The 13,391-nt window shown below is 46.2% G+C and carries 18 protein-coding genes; 3 read left to right on the forward strand and 15 right to left on the reverse strand.

From position 1 onward, the window contains the following. The first annotated feature begins 58 nt into the window (after positions 1-58). Positions 59-568, forward strand: a complete 510-nt coding sequence (locus H3H32_RS01580) for a GNAT family N-acetyltransferase (RefSeq protein ID WP_182460932.1) — start codon at positions 59-61, stop codon at positions 566-568. On the opposite strand, the gene H3H32_RS01585 is transcribed toward H3H32_RS01580, so the two are convergent. The 11 genes from H3H32_RS01585 to H3H32_RS01635 all read right to left on the reverse strand — a co-directional run bounded on the left by H3H32_RS01585 (position 563) and on the right by H3H32_RS01635 (position 8,676). Next, the gene (locus tag H3H32_RS01585) at positions 563-2,026 is read right to left on the reverse strand and encodes a gluconokinase (protein ID WP_182460933.1); all 1,464 of its coding nucleotides are present in this window, start codon (positions 2,024-2,026) and stop codon (positions 563-565) included. The two genes, H3H32_RS01580 and H3H32_RS01585, sit on opposite strands and share 6 nt — an antisense overlap. A 103-nt stretch (positions 2,027-2,129) precedes the next feature. Beyond that, positions 2,130-2,960 (reverse strand): amidohydrolase family protein, encoded by an 831-nt coding sequence (locus H3H32_RS01590; RefSeq protein WP_182460934.1) that lies wholly within the window; start codon positions 2,958-2,960, stop codon positions 2,130-2,132. A gap of 92 nt (positions 2,961-3,052) precedes the next feature. Continuing rightward, positions 3,053-3,907 (reverse strand): fumarylacetoacetate hydrolase family protein, encoded by an 855-nt coding sequence (locus H3H32_RS01595; protein ID WP_182460935.1) that lies wholly within the window; start codon positions 3,905-3,907, stop codon positions 3,053-3,055. A gap of 98 nt (positions 3,908-4,005) precedes the next feature. Further along, on the reverse strand, positions 4,006-4,329 hold the full coding sequence (locus H3H32_RS01600; protein ID WP_182460936.1) for a type II toxin-antitoxin system RelE/ParE family toxin: 324 nt from the start codon (positions 4,327-4,329) through the stop codon (positions 4,006-4,008). Continuing rightward, positions 4,314-4,556: a hypothetical protein gene (locus H3H32_RS01605; RefSeq protein WP_182460937.1), complete on the reverse strand. Its 243-nt coding sequence runs from the start codon at positions 4,554-4,556 to the stop codon at positions 4,314-4,316. Before H3H32_RS01605 ends, H3H32_RS01600 begins: the two co-directional genes overlap by 16 nt. A 26-nt stretch (positions 4,557-4,582) precedes the next feature. Continuing rightward, positions 4,583-5,158, reverse strand: a complete 576-nt coding sequence (locus H3H32_RS01610) for a hypothetical protein (RefSeq protein WP_182460938.1) — start codon at positions 5,156-5,158, stop codon at positions 4,583-4,585. A 70-nt stretch (positions 5,159-5,228) separates the two neighbouring features. After that, entirely contained in the window at positions 5,229-6,704 is a 1,476-nt protein-coding gene (gene sufB, locus H3H32_RS01615) for a Fe-S cluster assembly protein SufB (protein ID WP_182460939.1), read from the reverse strand. 261 nt (positions 6,705-6,965) lie between these two features. Next, complete coding sequence (locus H3H32_RS01620) at positions 6,966-7,670, reverse strand: hypothetical protein (RefSeq protein WP_182460940.1); 705 nt, start codon at positions 7,668-7,670, stop codon at positions 6,966-6,968. Between the two features lie 73 nt (positions 7,671-7,743). Beyond that, positions 7,744-8,139 (reverse strand): DoxX family membrane protein, encoded by a 396-nt coding sequence (locus H3H32_RS01625; protein ID WP_374191810.1) that lies wholly within the window; start codon positions 8,137-8,139, stop codon positions 7,744-7,746. Further along, complete coding sequence (locus H3H32_RS01630; protein WP_240543630.1) at positions 8,120-8,371, reverse strand: hypothetical protein; 252 nt, start codon at positions 8,369-8,371, stop codon at positions 8,120-8,122. Before H3H32_RS01630 ends, H3H32_RS01625 begins: the two co-directional genes overlap by 20 nt. Before the next feature lie 62 nt (positions 8,372-8,433). Beyond that, positions 8,434-8,676, reverse strand: a complete 243-nt coding sequence (locus H3H32_RS01635) for a hypothetical protein (protein WP_182460941.1) — start codon at positions 8,674-8,676, stop codon at positions 8,434-8,436. 100 nt (positions 8,677-8,776) lie between these two features. Between H3H32_RS01635 and H3H32_RS01640 the strand changes: the two genes are divergently transcribed. Beyond that, positions 8,777-9,571 carry an alpha/beta fold hydrolase gene (locus H3H32_RS01640; RefSeq protein ID WP_182460942.1) on the forward strand — a complete coding sequence of 265 codons (795 nt, stop codon included), beginning with the start codon at positions 8,777-8,779 and terminating at the stop codon, positions 9,569-9,571. A gap of 31 nt (positions 9,572-9,602) precedes the next feature. Here H3H32_RS01640 and H3H32_RS01645 read toward each other — a convergent pair whose 3' ends face one another. From H3H32_RS01645 to H3H32_RS01660, 4 genes are all read right to left on the reverse strand, one after another. Then, a complete protein-coding gene (locus H3H32_RS01645) occupies positions 9,603-10,136 on the reverse strand; it encodes a hypothetical protein (RefSeq protein ID WP_182460943.1) in 534 nt (177 codons plus the stop codon). A 42-nt stretch (positions 10,137-10,178) separates the two neighbouring features. Further along, on the reverse strand, positions 10,179-10,943 hold the full coding sequence (locus H3H32_RS01650) for a thiol-disulfide oxidoreductase DCC family protein (RefSeq protein WP_182460944.1): 765 nt from the start codon (positions 10,941-10,943) through the stop codon (positions 10,179-10,181). A gap of 55 nt (positions 10,944-10,998) precedes the next feature. Then, positions 10,999-11,499, reverse strand: coding sequence for a GbsR/MarR family transcriptional regulator (locus tag H3H32_RS01655; RefSeq protein ID WP_182460945.1), 501 nt, complete (start codon positions 11,497-11,499; stop codon positions 10,999-11,001). Positions 11,500-11,591: 92 nt separating this feature from the next. Continuing rightward, on the reverse strand, positions 11,592-12,242 hold the full coding sequence (locus H3H32_RS01660) for a peptidoglycan DD-metalloendopeptidase family protein (RefSeq protein WP_182464209.1): 651 nt from the start codon (positions 12,240-12,242) through the stop codon (positions 11,592-11,594). A 102-nt stretch (positions 12,243-12,344) separates the two neighbouring features. Here H3H32_RS01660 and H3H32_RS01665 point away from each other — a divergent pair, with 102 nt between their 5' ends. After that, positions 12,345-13,307, forward strand: coding sequence for a Kelch repeat-containing protein (locus H3H32_RS01665; RefSeq protein ID WP_182460946.1), 963 nt, complete (start codon positions 12,345-12,347; stop codon positions 13,305-13,307). The last annotated feature ends 84 nt before the right edge of the window (positions 13,308-13,391 follow it).

A 13,391-nucleotide genomic window follows, 5' to 3' on the forward strand; every position in this document is an offset into this window, starting at 1 on the left:
GGTTGGAAAACCGCGCTTTATTGTATCTAGAGCGCGGTTTTCCAACCGCGTTACTAAAATGCTTGAAACCGAACGCCTTGTACTGGAGAAGCTCACCGTTGAGGACGCTCCCTTTATGCTGGAGCTTCTGAATTCGCCTTTGTGGCTACAGTTTATTGGCGATAGGAAGGTGCGAACGCTTGATGATGCTCGGCAGTACATTCTAAATGGAGCAATTAAAAGCTACGAGCAAATAGGTTTTGGCCCCTTCCTGGTCAAGCTAAAAAGCGAGCGAACGCCCATCGGCATGTGTGGCTTGTTTAAGCGTGACACGCTGGAAGATATGGATATTGGCTTTGCGTTTCTACCCGATTCCATAGGAAAAGGGTACGGCTTTGAAGCAGCAACGGCTGTTGTGGTTTACGCACGTGACGTTTTAAAAGCTTCCCGGATTGTCGGCATTACTAACCAAGACAACCAAAACTCCATTCACCTGCTCGAAAAACTGGGGTTTTGTTTTGAACGAAAGGTTCATCTTACGACCGGCGATGAGGTTTTCTTATTCGGCATGTCAATCAGCAACTCATAACCTCGTCAGGGCATCCTGCCATTTTTTAAACTCGGCCCGGTAGACTTTGTGCCGATCTAAGTCGGGTTCAAATGTTTCGCCAAAAGCCACACGATCGGCCGCTTCGTCCAGCGTTTTTACCTGGCCAATGGCTTTCATGGTCAATAGAATAGCGCCCATCGATCCGCTTTCGTTGCTGGCATTCAGGCGTACTGGAACCCCCGCCATATCGGCCAGCATCTGTACCCACAAGGTTGACTGCGCAAAGCCGCCATTGGCGTGAATGACTCGCGCTGGGCCTGTGTATTCTTTGAGTAATTCGTTAATGCTAAGCAGGTTGAACAAGACGCCTTCCAGTGCCGCCCGGACAAAGTGGGCTCGGGTGTGCTGCCAATCGACATGCAGATAAGCCCCCCGCACCGACGCATCCCATAAAGGAGCGCGTTCGCCCTGCAAATAGGGTAGGAACAATAACCCATCCGAACCGGGATCTATAGTTTCGGCTTCTTCCAAAACGGCTTTTGTATCCTGTTGGGTCAATTTTTCGGATACCCACTCCAGCACGTTCCCACCGTTGTTGGTTGGACCGCCAACGGCATAGTAGCCTTCATCCAGAAAATAGCAGAAGAGTCGTCCTTTGGGGTCACGAAGGGGTTTGCGTACAGTTTGGCGAATGGCACCACTTGTGCCGATGGTAAGCGTAGCGGTACCACGTTTTATGGCTCCGGCCCCAAGATTTGCCAGACAACCATCAGAAGCCCCAATAACCAGCGAAACTCCATCTGGTAAGCCTGTTCCGGCTGTATCGGGCCGGGGTTTATATGTTCGCAGGAACGTTGTGGGAACGGGCGTCGATAGTTGATCGACCCGGACGCCCGCATAGTCCATCGCGCGTTTGCTCCAGTGGCGTTTGCTCTCGTTAAATAGGCCGGTTGCGGTTGCAATTGAGAAATCAATTTCAAATTCACCCGTCAGTTTTTGCCACAAAAACTCTTTAATCGAGCCAAAGTGAGCAGTACGGCGCAACAAACGTGGGTCGTGTTCACGCATCCAGGCCAGTTTGCAAAGCGGAATCATGGGGTGAATAGGCGTGCCCGTTTCTTCATGAATGGTCTTTCCTAAATCAGCGTGCTTCGTTCGTAAGTCGTTGGCCTGTGCTTCCGCTCGATTGTCGGACCAAAGGATTGCGTTGCCTAATGACGCCCCATGAATATCCATGGGTAAAAGGCTATGCATCGCTGTACAAAAAGCAACGTGCGTAATTGTATGGCCATTTTGGCTTGCCTCCCGGCATACCTCCGAAATCACTTGTACAAAAGCAGACCAGATTTCATTAGGGTCCTGTTCGGCATAACCGGGTTCGGGATTGAGCGTTGTGAGTGGAGCGGATGCATGAGCCAGAATCTGACTCAAATCCGGCGGCATAGCCAGGGCTTTTACGTTGGTAGTACCGACGTCAACGCCAACGAAGCAATTCATAAGCTTGGTGTTTTCGGTTTTCAGTTTATGGTTTATAGTAGGCTAACGCGTCTATTGTTCTTGCGTCAGCTTACCGTAAACCGTAAACTGAAAACCATTTACTTTATGTAGTCAAGTTGTAAAACGACACCGCATTTTCGCCGAATACCTTCGCGCGCACTTCCTCGCCCCAGGCATCTACATATTCTTCGACCAGCGTTTTAACCTGCGTATAGTTGGCAGCTACTAAGCATACGGGCCAATCGGAGCCAAACATCAATCGGTTGGGGCCGAAATGTTCGAAGACAACATCCAGGTATGGAAAGAAATCTTTCTTGCTCCAGTTGTGCCAGTCCGCTTCGGTTACCATGCCCGACAGTTTACAGGAAACATTTTTGTTCCTGGCGATCTCAGCCATAAAATTCGACCAGCGACTGATCTCCTGCTTTTTGATATAGGGTTTTGCCAGGTGATCGATCACAAAGTTGATTTCGGGAAGAGCACGCACTAGCTGCAAAGCTGCTTTTAGTTGGCTGGGGTAAATCAGAATGTCGTATGTCAGGCCATAATCGGCTAGTTGTCGGATACCTTCGATAACCTCTGGACGAGCCAGAAAATCGTCGGGTTCGGCTTGGGCTACGTGTCGATAGCCTTTGATCTCCTTGTATTGAGAAAAAAAATCCAGTCGCTCCCGCAACTGCTCCGACTGCAAATCAACCCAGCCTACAACGCCTTTCACGATGTCGTAATTCTGAGTCATGTTGACCAGAAACAGCGTTTCCTCCTCCGATTGCGAAGCCTGAACGGCTACACATCCATCGATTCCGTTTTGAGCCAAAACCGGTTCTAAATCAGCAGGTAGAAAATCGCGCTGGATGGTAGCCATATCATCCGTAATCCAGCTATCACGGATAGGGTCAAAATACCAGAAATGTTGGTGGGCGTCGATAGTCATGTACGAATTATTTTATTTACGATGTACGAATTACGATGTACGATTTCTTCCTGCGCCAGCAAAATCGCACATCGTAATTCGTACATCGTAAATTAAGTAAATGCTACCGCCGTTTGTTTCTGTTGGCCTAAACCCTCGATGCCCAGCTCGACTACGTCGCCGGGTTTGAGGAAACGTTGTGGTTTCAAACCCATGCCCACACCTGCTGGCGTACCTGTGGAAATAACGTCACCAGGAAGTAACGTCATGAACTGGCTGAGGTAGCTAACCAAAGTCGGCACATTGAAAATCATATCGTCCGTATTGGAGTTTTGTAATTCCTCGCCATTGATTTTTAGCCAGAGATTCAGGTTATTAGGCTCAGGCACTTCATCTTTCGTAACCAAATAGGGTCCCAGAGGAGCGAAGGTATCTGCACTTTTCCCTTTCACCCATTGTCCACCACGCTCCAACTGCCAGGCGCGTTCGCTGTAGTCGTTGTGCACAGCATAGCCTGCTACATAATCCATAGCATCATCTAGCTCAACATAGCTGGCTTTTTTACCAATGATAATGGCTAATTCGACTTCCCAGTCTGTTTTTTCGGAACGCTTAGGGATTACGACGTTGTCATTTGGCCCACAAAAAGCCGTCGTTGATTTAAAGAAAACAATGGGCTCTGCCGGAACAGGTGCATTGGTTTCAGCAGCGTGCTTGGCATAGTTCAGGCCAATACAGACTATTTTAGATGGGCGCTTGGTACAAGGGCCGAAGCGTTCGTCGGAAGACACTTCGGGGCAAGTGTGTGCATGAGCAGTAAGCCAGTGAGCCAGACGTTCTGGACCATTGCTGGCAAAAAATGATTCATCGTAATCTTCACCAAAGTGGGTTACGTCAATATGTTGGCCGGTAGGTAATACAACGCCGGGGTGTTCGTGGTCGGGCGAGCCGAAGCGGAAAAGTTTCATGCGGTAAAATTCAGCTATTTTTTGGTAAAAGGGTATTTGGGCGTGTTTTTTAACCATACTGATTTTGGTATGGCATTAGGAGTAGCCTTTTAATAAGGTTATTCGAATCGTTCTGTCAACCGATTTGGGTCTTGTCTTACATCGAATACCGTCAGTATCAATACATGCTGCGGATCAACTATTCGGTAAATAATTTTATGATAGCCTTCCAGCAAATAGCGAGGTTTGCCTGGGTGTTCGGCTAGCAAAGGTTCTTGTTGACCAATTTCAAGAAAGCCTTTTTTGAGTAATTCAACTCGGTCTATAATTCGACTTACGATTCGGTCTGCCAGTGTAGTAGAATGAGCAGCATAAAAGTCGAAAATAGTTTGCAAATCCTCCAGCGATGGATTTGTCCATGTAATGCTTACTTCTTGCCCCACGTAGCGATCAATTTTTTGACGTCTTCATGATCAGTTACTTCTCCACGGCGAGCAGCTTCTTCGGCCCGTTCAATTTTTGCCAGAAATGTTTCCTGGCTCATTGGCTGGCTGGGGTAATCTGTGAGAGAGGGCGTATATAACAAACTGGCTATCTCGCGAAGCAGTAAAGCATCGTTCGTTTCGAGCACTTTCTCGATTACCTTAATTTTTTCTTCGGCAGCTGTCATAAGGCTAGGTTATTTAAGTTTTGAGATTAAGCCTGATCTATTAGCCATTCCGGCAAAATTTGTTTGTATGTAATTACGCTGTTTTTGCAAGCTACATCAATTTTGTCAAATGCCTGTTGCTTCAAAAAACTACTATCAGGTAAAGCCTGTATTAGTGTGACAACAACTTTGAGCGACTTTCTACGGAATGGCTTTAAAGCTACAATTTCTCGATAGTCATTATCATTTTGATTTCGATATAATTCTTTATATGCCTCGTTGCAGTAGTTGCCCCATGATCTCATTAACTGAGAGAAAAAATAATGTTTCTCATTATTCGTAGTACGAAATGTAGAGTGGTAACGGTCGCATTTTTCTTGAAGATCAATCAAACTGTTGATGGACCAATATTTATTTTCATACTCGTATCGCTGCCACATTATTTCCTTTCTCATAAAGCATTCATGTAAGATATCTTCAGTAATGAAATGATCGTTTCGTATGTCTTGAAGCGTTTTTCCACTAATTCTAACTCCTAGCTGCTTTAGGTTAATTATTAAAGTGGTTAAATCCGCAGACGTAGATATCATTTTGATTAGATTATCTAAACTTTGGAAGTCCATAGCGATTTGTTTATAAAAAAGCCCCCACGTTTCCGCAGAGGCTCTAATATAAGCATAATCTATATACTAGTTACCCAACGCTACCTTCAAGGCTAATAGCCAGTAGTTTTTGGGCTTCTACCGCAAATTCCATAGGAAGTTGATTTAAGACTTCTTTGGCGTAACCGTTGATAATCAGGGCTACAGCCTGCTCGGTTGGAATGCCGCGCTGGTTGCAATAGAACAATTGGTCTTCACCAATTTTAGACGTTGTTGCTTCGTGTTCAACCGTGGCCGAAGGGTTGTTTACTTCCAGATAGGGGAAGGTATGGGCACCGCATTTATCGCCCAGCAAAAGCGAGTCGCATTGGGAGTAATTCCGGGCATTTTCGGCACGTTTTAAAACCTGCACCAAACCCCGGTAAGAGTTCTGGCTTTTTCCCGCCGAAATACCTTTCGAAACAATCCGACTTTTGGTGTTCTTACCAATATGGATCATTTTGGTACCTGTGTCGGCTTGCTGCATGTTATTCGTAACAGCTACTGAATAAAACTCACCAATCGAGTTGTCGCCTTTTAGAATAACCGAAGGGTATTTCCAGGTGATGGACGAGCCGGTTTCAACCTGCGTCCAGGAAATTTTAGCGTTCGGACCATCGCAGATACCACGCTTGGTCACGAAGTTGTAAATTCCACCTTTTCCGTCTTTATCGCCTGGATACCAGTTTTGTACGGTCGAATATTTGATTTCGGCATTGCCCATCGCAATCAGTTCAACTACGGCAGCGTGAAGCTGATTTTCATCGCGCATAGGAGCCGTGCAACCTTCGAGGTAACTCACATACGAACCTTCATCCGCAATGATCAATGTCCGTTCGAACTGACCCGTTCCGGCTGCATTGATCCGGAAATAGGTCGATAACTCCATCGGGCAACGAACCCCTTTCGGAATGTAGCAGAACGAGCCATCGGTAAAGACAGCCGCATTCAGGGCTGCAAAGTAGTTGTCTTTGGCTGGAACAACCGATCCTAAGTATTTCTTAACGAGTTCAGGGTGTTCATGAACGGCTTCTGTAATAGAACAGAAAATAATACCCCGTTCGGCAAGGTCTTTTTTGAACGTAGTGGCTACCGACACCGAGTCCATAACGGCATCTACCGCTACGCGTGGGCGGTCACCTTCCGGTTCGATAACACCGGCCAGCCGTTTCTGTTCGTTCAGCGAAATACCGAGCCGCTTAAACGTATCCAGCAGTTCGGGGTCAATTTCGTCGAGGGAGTTAACAGTCTTCTTTTGCTTCGGAGCCGAGTAATATTTAATGGCTTGATAGTCAATCTTTGGATAGAAAACATTGGGCCACGTAGGCTCAGTCATTTCCTGCCACATACGGAATGCTTTCAGACGATTCTCAAGAAGCCAGTCGGGTTCATTTTTCTTCGCAGAAATGAATCGAATCGTACTTTCATCAAGACCAACAGGAGCCTCATCGGCTTCAATCAGCGTCTCAAATCCGTATTTATATTCGGCGTTGGTAATACTCTCTAAAATTTCAACGTCCTTGCTCATAGTCTCGGTTAATTGCCCGGTACTCAACCAGTGCAATACTTTTTTAACAATTTGCCCGATATGTACGTTCCGGGCAGGTTGGACAAATATCGGAAACTTTCCGTTACGTCAGTTATTTTAGCGCCTATAGTCTATCTGTTTATAGCGATGCTAAAGAAGCTCGCAGACAGAAAGCGATAACAACGAAATATCCTCCCATTAAAGCACGAATGCCATCACCCCAGGATGATGGCATTCGTAAACTGATTAGATCAACACGAACTATTTCGCGGTTACCTTAATGGTGCTATAGTACAGTGTAGTTAGACCTTCATAGCCCGAGTCGGTTCCAACAACGAGCCAGAGTTCACCCTGGGCATTGGTGCGAACGGTAAGTGGAGCGTCAGCATTACTACGGGTGATTAGTTTATAACTGGTTACGTCGTCACCAGCGCCAATATTGCCTAGCAAGGTGGCATCCTTACCTCCCGTAGACTGATTTCCTTTGTCCAGATTAATGCTGTAAAAACCATTTTTCAGCACTTTAGTAGGTTCTGTAGCGGTGGCTCCCGCTTTCAGATAAACGCTTCCCCCTGGAGAACCGCCAATTCCTATTGAATTCGTAGCGTATGCCGATGCTAGCTCAATATCGAAAACCAGTTTATACTCTGCGTTGACCTGCAGACCGGAAATTTTCTTCTTAAGAAACATAAAAAGATCATCGCTTCGGTTCATGCTCGATACCCGGATCGATTTGCGGGTCGAATCCAGCGGACTGGGTAAAGCAGACCATCCCGATTCAAACTGGATATCCTGTTGCTGGGTACTGTAATCGGCAATGTCGGCTTGCCAGCCATCCTGGTTTTGTTTGAAGTTGGATTGATAAATAATGTTAGGGGATATCACCGGATTCAGCTCCTTTTGGCAGGATGAAGCGATGAGCGAAAAGATAATGGTAACGATGAGCAAAAATGAATTTAAACGCATACTTGTCTTGTTTGGTTTGTTTCCGTTGACCCGCTCACCAGGCCAACGGTTGCAACTAGCAAGGTGCAAATCGTTAACGCCGACGTGCCGATTCGTCTAATCCTCTCAAGGCGAGATAGAAAGCAATGACATAAATTAATTGATTTCCGGCACCAGTCCAGTCTTCTTTCAGCGTTGTGCCAAACAATAAAGCACCTATCGTTAGTCCACCCAGAAAGTAGCCCCATCGGCTAAATTGTCCCCCCAGCAGGATCAGAACCCCAACGGTGAGTTCAACGAATGGTAGGGTATATAAAAAGGCTTTGGTCAGAATGGGAGGGAGGAGGGTACTGGCAAAGCCAGCTTCTGTTTTTGCCACAAACGCGTTTAGTTTGGGAATGCGTACCAGTCCATGCATGAGCATGTTGATGCCCAGACCAATACGAATTACAAGCCTGGCTAATTGGCCGTTAGTCATCGTTAGTTTCATCTGCATCGCCATTTTCTACTGCTTCTTCTTCCAGTACATCATCGTTAAGGCCGTAATCGCCGTCCGATTCATCAAGCGCAACCTCTGCTTTTTCGGGTTCAGGGCCTGATGCGTGGACGGGATTTAGTTGCTGGTCTTGTGGAATTCCAGCAGTCGCTTCTTCGCTTTGGGCCATTGGTTGAATAATGCCCTGATTTCCATCATCAGCGGGGTTATAGTCGTTGGTGTTCATGGTGTTGATTTTTAGGGATTTATCATTAAACCTATAAGGTTTTTGAAGCCTTATAGGTTTGCTTACACACTACCAGAGCGGGTTACATGGCCTCCTAAGGCATAATTATCGTCCTGATGGTGATCATGTTCGCCGGTTGGATCGCCATCTTCGTCTACAGGTTCATCGTCAAGTTCTTCATTCACTGCTTCTTCTTCGGTCTCGTCGCCGTTTTGGTTCTTAATGGTGTCCGCGTCAGTTCCGCCGATTCGTGCATCGACCAGGGCAGTACCGCTAGGATTTGGGTGATTTAGTGAGGTTATCATATCCGTTGCGTAATTTGGTTATAACAAGATAACTCGTTAGAATAGCGAAAAGTTAGACTTAAGTCGCTGCCTCTTCTCCGCATTTTACTCGATATACGCTATGAAATTAATTCTGCTGTTGTTCATCCTGTTCATCGTTTCCGCTACGCGCGCCCAAACCACCCGCGATCCGCTGTTTATCTCGTTCGATGGGACCAAAATCCATTATGATATTATAGGAGAAGGCAAGCCCGTTGTGTTATTGCACGGCTTTATTTCGACCAGCGAAAGCTGGAAACGGGCGCACGTACGACAGGCTCTGGCCGATGCGGGATTCAAAGTTATAACGCTCGATTTGCGCGGTAATGGCCTTTCCGATAAACCTCATGAAGCTGAGGCTTATAATAACAATGCTGAGTTGAAAGATGTAATGGCGTTGGTACAGTTCCTGGGTATCACCAGCTACGACGTAGTTGGCTATTCGCGCGGGGCTATCCTGACGGCTAAGTTATTGACGATGGACAAGGAGGTTCGTCGGGCAGTGATGGGTGGCATTAGTGTCGATTTCTCGGACCCGAACTGGATTCGGCGCAAAAATTTTCACGAAGCTCTTACCAAACCCGGCAGTCATCCAGAGTTGCAACCGGCCGTCGACAATGCTAAAAAAGCAGGAGCCGATACGGTTGTGCTGGCCCGATTACAGGAATTTCAACCCGTTACGAGCCGAGCCGACTTAGGAAAGATTAAAATTCCGGTGCTTGTTGTCAATGGTGATGAGGATAAAGATAACGGCGATCCACAAACACTGGTCGACGCTATCCCTGGCTCTAAGCTTGTCATTGTTCCAGGCAACCATGGTGGAGCGATGCGGACGCCTGAATTTTCGAAGGCTGTTGTGGAGTTTTTGACAAAGTAGTGCATATACCTCGACAGCTAAATTTTATTCACTATTCTTCCAGAAGGAAAAAACTGCTAATCCAATTAGCAAGTAACGCTATTGTCGGGTACATAATGAATAGACCGTAATGTAGTTCATCAATGCCTAGCCAATGAATTGCAACCCAATAAGCTCCTAACCAACTTAAAGCAGTTATCGATGTGCATATTAACCAATTTAGCAGGAATTCAGGCCGCTCTTTTTGAGCTACCAGTGGAATGAACAACGCGTTGACGAGTTGACCTGCATAGTAAGCCATTACTCCATGCAAAACACCATCTGGTTTTAAATAATCTATGAATGGTCCCCATTTCATCCAAATAAAAAAAGTGAGAGGCAGCGTCAGAAACCAGAGGCCGGGTCGTGCAACAGCAGGGTGAATTTTGAAAATGAGGTACTGTGCAATAGTTATCAGAATTGGGAAGAAAAATATCCCGCCCATTCCCGTCAACCAGCTTATGATATGGGCCAGAACAGGTAATACAATCCAGCACATACGCAGGTTGTTGTGCCACCAAGTATAGGAATCGAAGTTGGAATTCATAGTCTGTATCGTTTAAAAACAGCAATTCGAGTTATGCTAGTTTTATTTCGGAAGCAGTAAAGCGAAGACCAGGATTGTAAACCAAACACTTAGCCAGGGACTCAGGCCAAGCCGGTAAGCCCGGATGAAATGTTGACCAATCATTAGCGAATAACCAACCAGGCTAAGGGTGGGCCAGCTTGTAATTGCGCTACTTGTGATGATGATTTCCCCAATCAGAACACTCATGCCCAAATGGCCTGTGTAATCCAGTGCTGTTTCAAGCGTATTGACAGAGGGTTGCGTAAGTAGGTAAAGTCTGGCAGTTGCTAGTTGGCCAATTATCACTACGGCTAACGGCCAAATGGTAGAATGACCAAGCAACCATAGCCAGCTAGTGAGGCTGAACGTGATAAGAATAAAGGCCAGACGTTGGCCAGCATGAAAGTCGGGTTGAAGATCTAATAGCTGCCAACGCCTGGGTGCAGCGGTAATAATGATTCGGCGATTGTAGGAGATAAAGGCATACAACTTTTGAAGGATAGCCCTGAACCAACGTAGCGATAAGAGCCTTGCTAGTTTCTGGTTATGATGGCCAAACGCATAAATCCACGTATCAACTCCATATAAGGTTTCGCCACCATCAAGATCGATCAGGGGAATCTCATGACGTGCCCGTTGCTGATCTAGACGGCTAATGATTGATGAATTGGGTAATTCGCCGTTGCTTAGTCGAGTTAAACAGCCACTTGTATCAGCTGCCACCATACCTTTTGTATAAAGTTTGCACATCGGGCAGCTTTCATCATAAATGATTAACTTTTTCATAACTCTGTAATTTTTAAAATTTCAGAAATAATTGAAAGTTTGTTACAAAAAAATATCACCGAAATACTTTTATAAACTGACTCATCAACCAGTTTTCCTCAGCTTTGATGACCGCATTCAGCGTACCATCCGCGAAACCAACAACACTGCTCAAACCTTCCATAACTCGCTGGAATTCCTGTGCTTCGGGTGTATCAGTCGGGATCATTTTTAATTCATTCAGTACGTCAACAACCGGCGTAATTTCCCGACGACGACGCTCTTTAGCTACTTGACGGGCTACTTTCCAGATGTCTTTTTCGGCCATAAAAAACTCCCGACGCTCGCCCGGTTTGAGTTGCTTGTAAATCAGTCCCCAGTCCATCAGGTCGCGGAGATTCATGCTGGCGTTACCCCGCGAAATCTGTAACTGCTCCATAACATCCTCAGTAGCCAATGCTTGTGGTGAAATCAGCAATAACGCATGCAATTGCGCCATCGACCGATTGATACCCCATTGAGTAGCTAGTGTACCCCAGGTGTGAATAAATTTATCCTTGGCTTCGTCGAATGTCATGCGTCAAAGGTAAATTGTAGTTTTTGTATTTTCAAAATATTTTGAAAGAAATGATTTTTGGGTAGGGATAAGATTGAATGCGAAAGTCCTAATTAATCTAGCCCAGGGATATGTAGCAGCGTGTTGGGGTTAGGGCAAAGAGCTATAAACTTCTTCCGATTCGTTAGTGAGCACACGCCAGGGAAATCGCCTTTCAGGCCGAGCATGTCGGTCATGAGTTGAAAATGAAGGTGTGGAGGCCAATCGCCATTGTCGGGGTAGGGACCTATTTCGGCCAGTTTCTGGCCTGCATTAAATTCTTTACCTTCATACAACCCATCCAACGATTGGCGGGTCAAATGGCCATAGAGAGAATACAGCGGTTTTCCAGCCGCGTTACCTGGGTGTTCCAGAATAATCGTGGGACCATAGTCGCCGAAGTTCGCGTTGTCCTGAAAACTATGCACACGTCCGGCTAGGGGAGCAAAAACGGGGGTTCCAGCATCGGCCCAAAGGTCGATTCCGAGGTGAATTTCACGAGGCTCTTCAACCGATGCATTAAAATGTGGGCTTCTACGGTAGATGACCCGATGCTCATTATAGCCACCGACACCAACTTTGGCACCTGCTGCTTTTAGTTTACCAAACACATAGTTGGTAAAAAGAGCAGTATTGGTCAGGTCAAGTGTGCTAAGGTCAGGATTGCTGGCTGAGAAGTCCAGAATCAAGAAAGGGTCTTTTTGAAAATCGAAAGGGAGCAGCATCGACATCGGGCTAAGTAGCGAAACTTTATCTCAAAATAGGGCAAGTCGAACAAACTACAAGCAGGTGCATAAGTTAACGATCAAACAAATTTCCTTAATCCAATGAAAATCAACTATATACTTTTTAGTTTATGCGTTGGTGTACTTCTCTTATTGCAGTATTGTACACCGCCTGACACTACCGTAAGATCGCTTACAGGTAACTGGGATTCACGAGCAGAATTAGAGGGAGTAGCCCGAAGTTCGGCTGTTTCGTTTACAATTGGCAATCTGGCCTACATCGGAACGGGCTTGGATGTGTCGAATAATGCACTGGCTGATTTCTGGCAATACGACCCCGCCCAAAATGCCTGGACACAGGTCGCCAATTTTCCTGGCAAAGCCCGAAGCGAAGCTGTGGCGTTTGCTACCAGACAGAAAAAAGGATACCTCGGAACGGGCATAGATGCTCAGGGGAACCTACTTCGTGATTTCTACGAATATGATCCGACAACGAATGTCTGGAAACGCATTGCCGATTTTAGTGGCTCAGCCCGCCGTTCAGCAACAGCTTTTAGTCTCTTTGACGTTGGTTTTGTGGCCTTTGGATTCGATGGGGGTGAACGGGCTGATCTTTGGCGTTATAGTCCTTCGAATAATCAATGGACAGAACGACAGTATATAGGAGGTCCCGCACGCGTTGGGGCAACAGCGTTTGTGATCGACAACATTGCATACGTTGGCGGAGGGAGCGCACAGGGTAGCAATCTTAACGACTTCTGGATGTACAATTCTGATACGAATAACTGGACTCTACGGCGGAGTATTCCTGAGGTAAGTCGCACGAATTCATATGGATCAGGCTTTTCGATCAATGCAGTCGGTTATCTTCTCGTGGGTACGGATAGGAAAGGAGTTCTGGCCTACAGACCAGAAGATGATTCATGGACAGAGCTACAACCTTTTGAGGGATCAACACGGACTAAAGCGGTTGGATTCTCAATTGGCCAAAAAGGCTATATAACTACGGGGGCAACTGGCAAGTCTCGTTTTGATGATTTATGGGAGTTTGATCCGAGCTATTGAGGACTTTGCTGCTTTCGTATGTTGAGGGTATATTTGATGCTATTTTACCCGTTATTTACGCAGATTCTTCGGCAAACTGATCAA

The sequence above is a fragment of the Spirosoma foliorum genome, from assembly GCF_014117325.1.
GTDB lineage: Bacteria > Bacteroidota > Bacteroidia > Cytophagales > Spirosomataceae > Spirosoma > Spirosoma foliorum.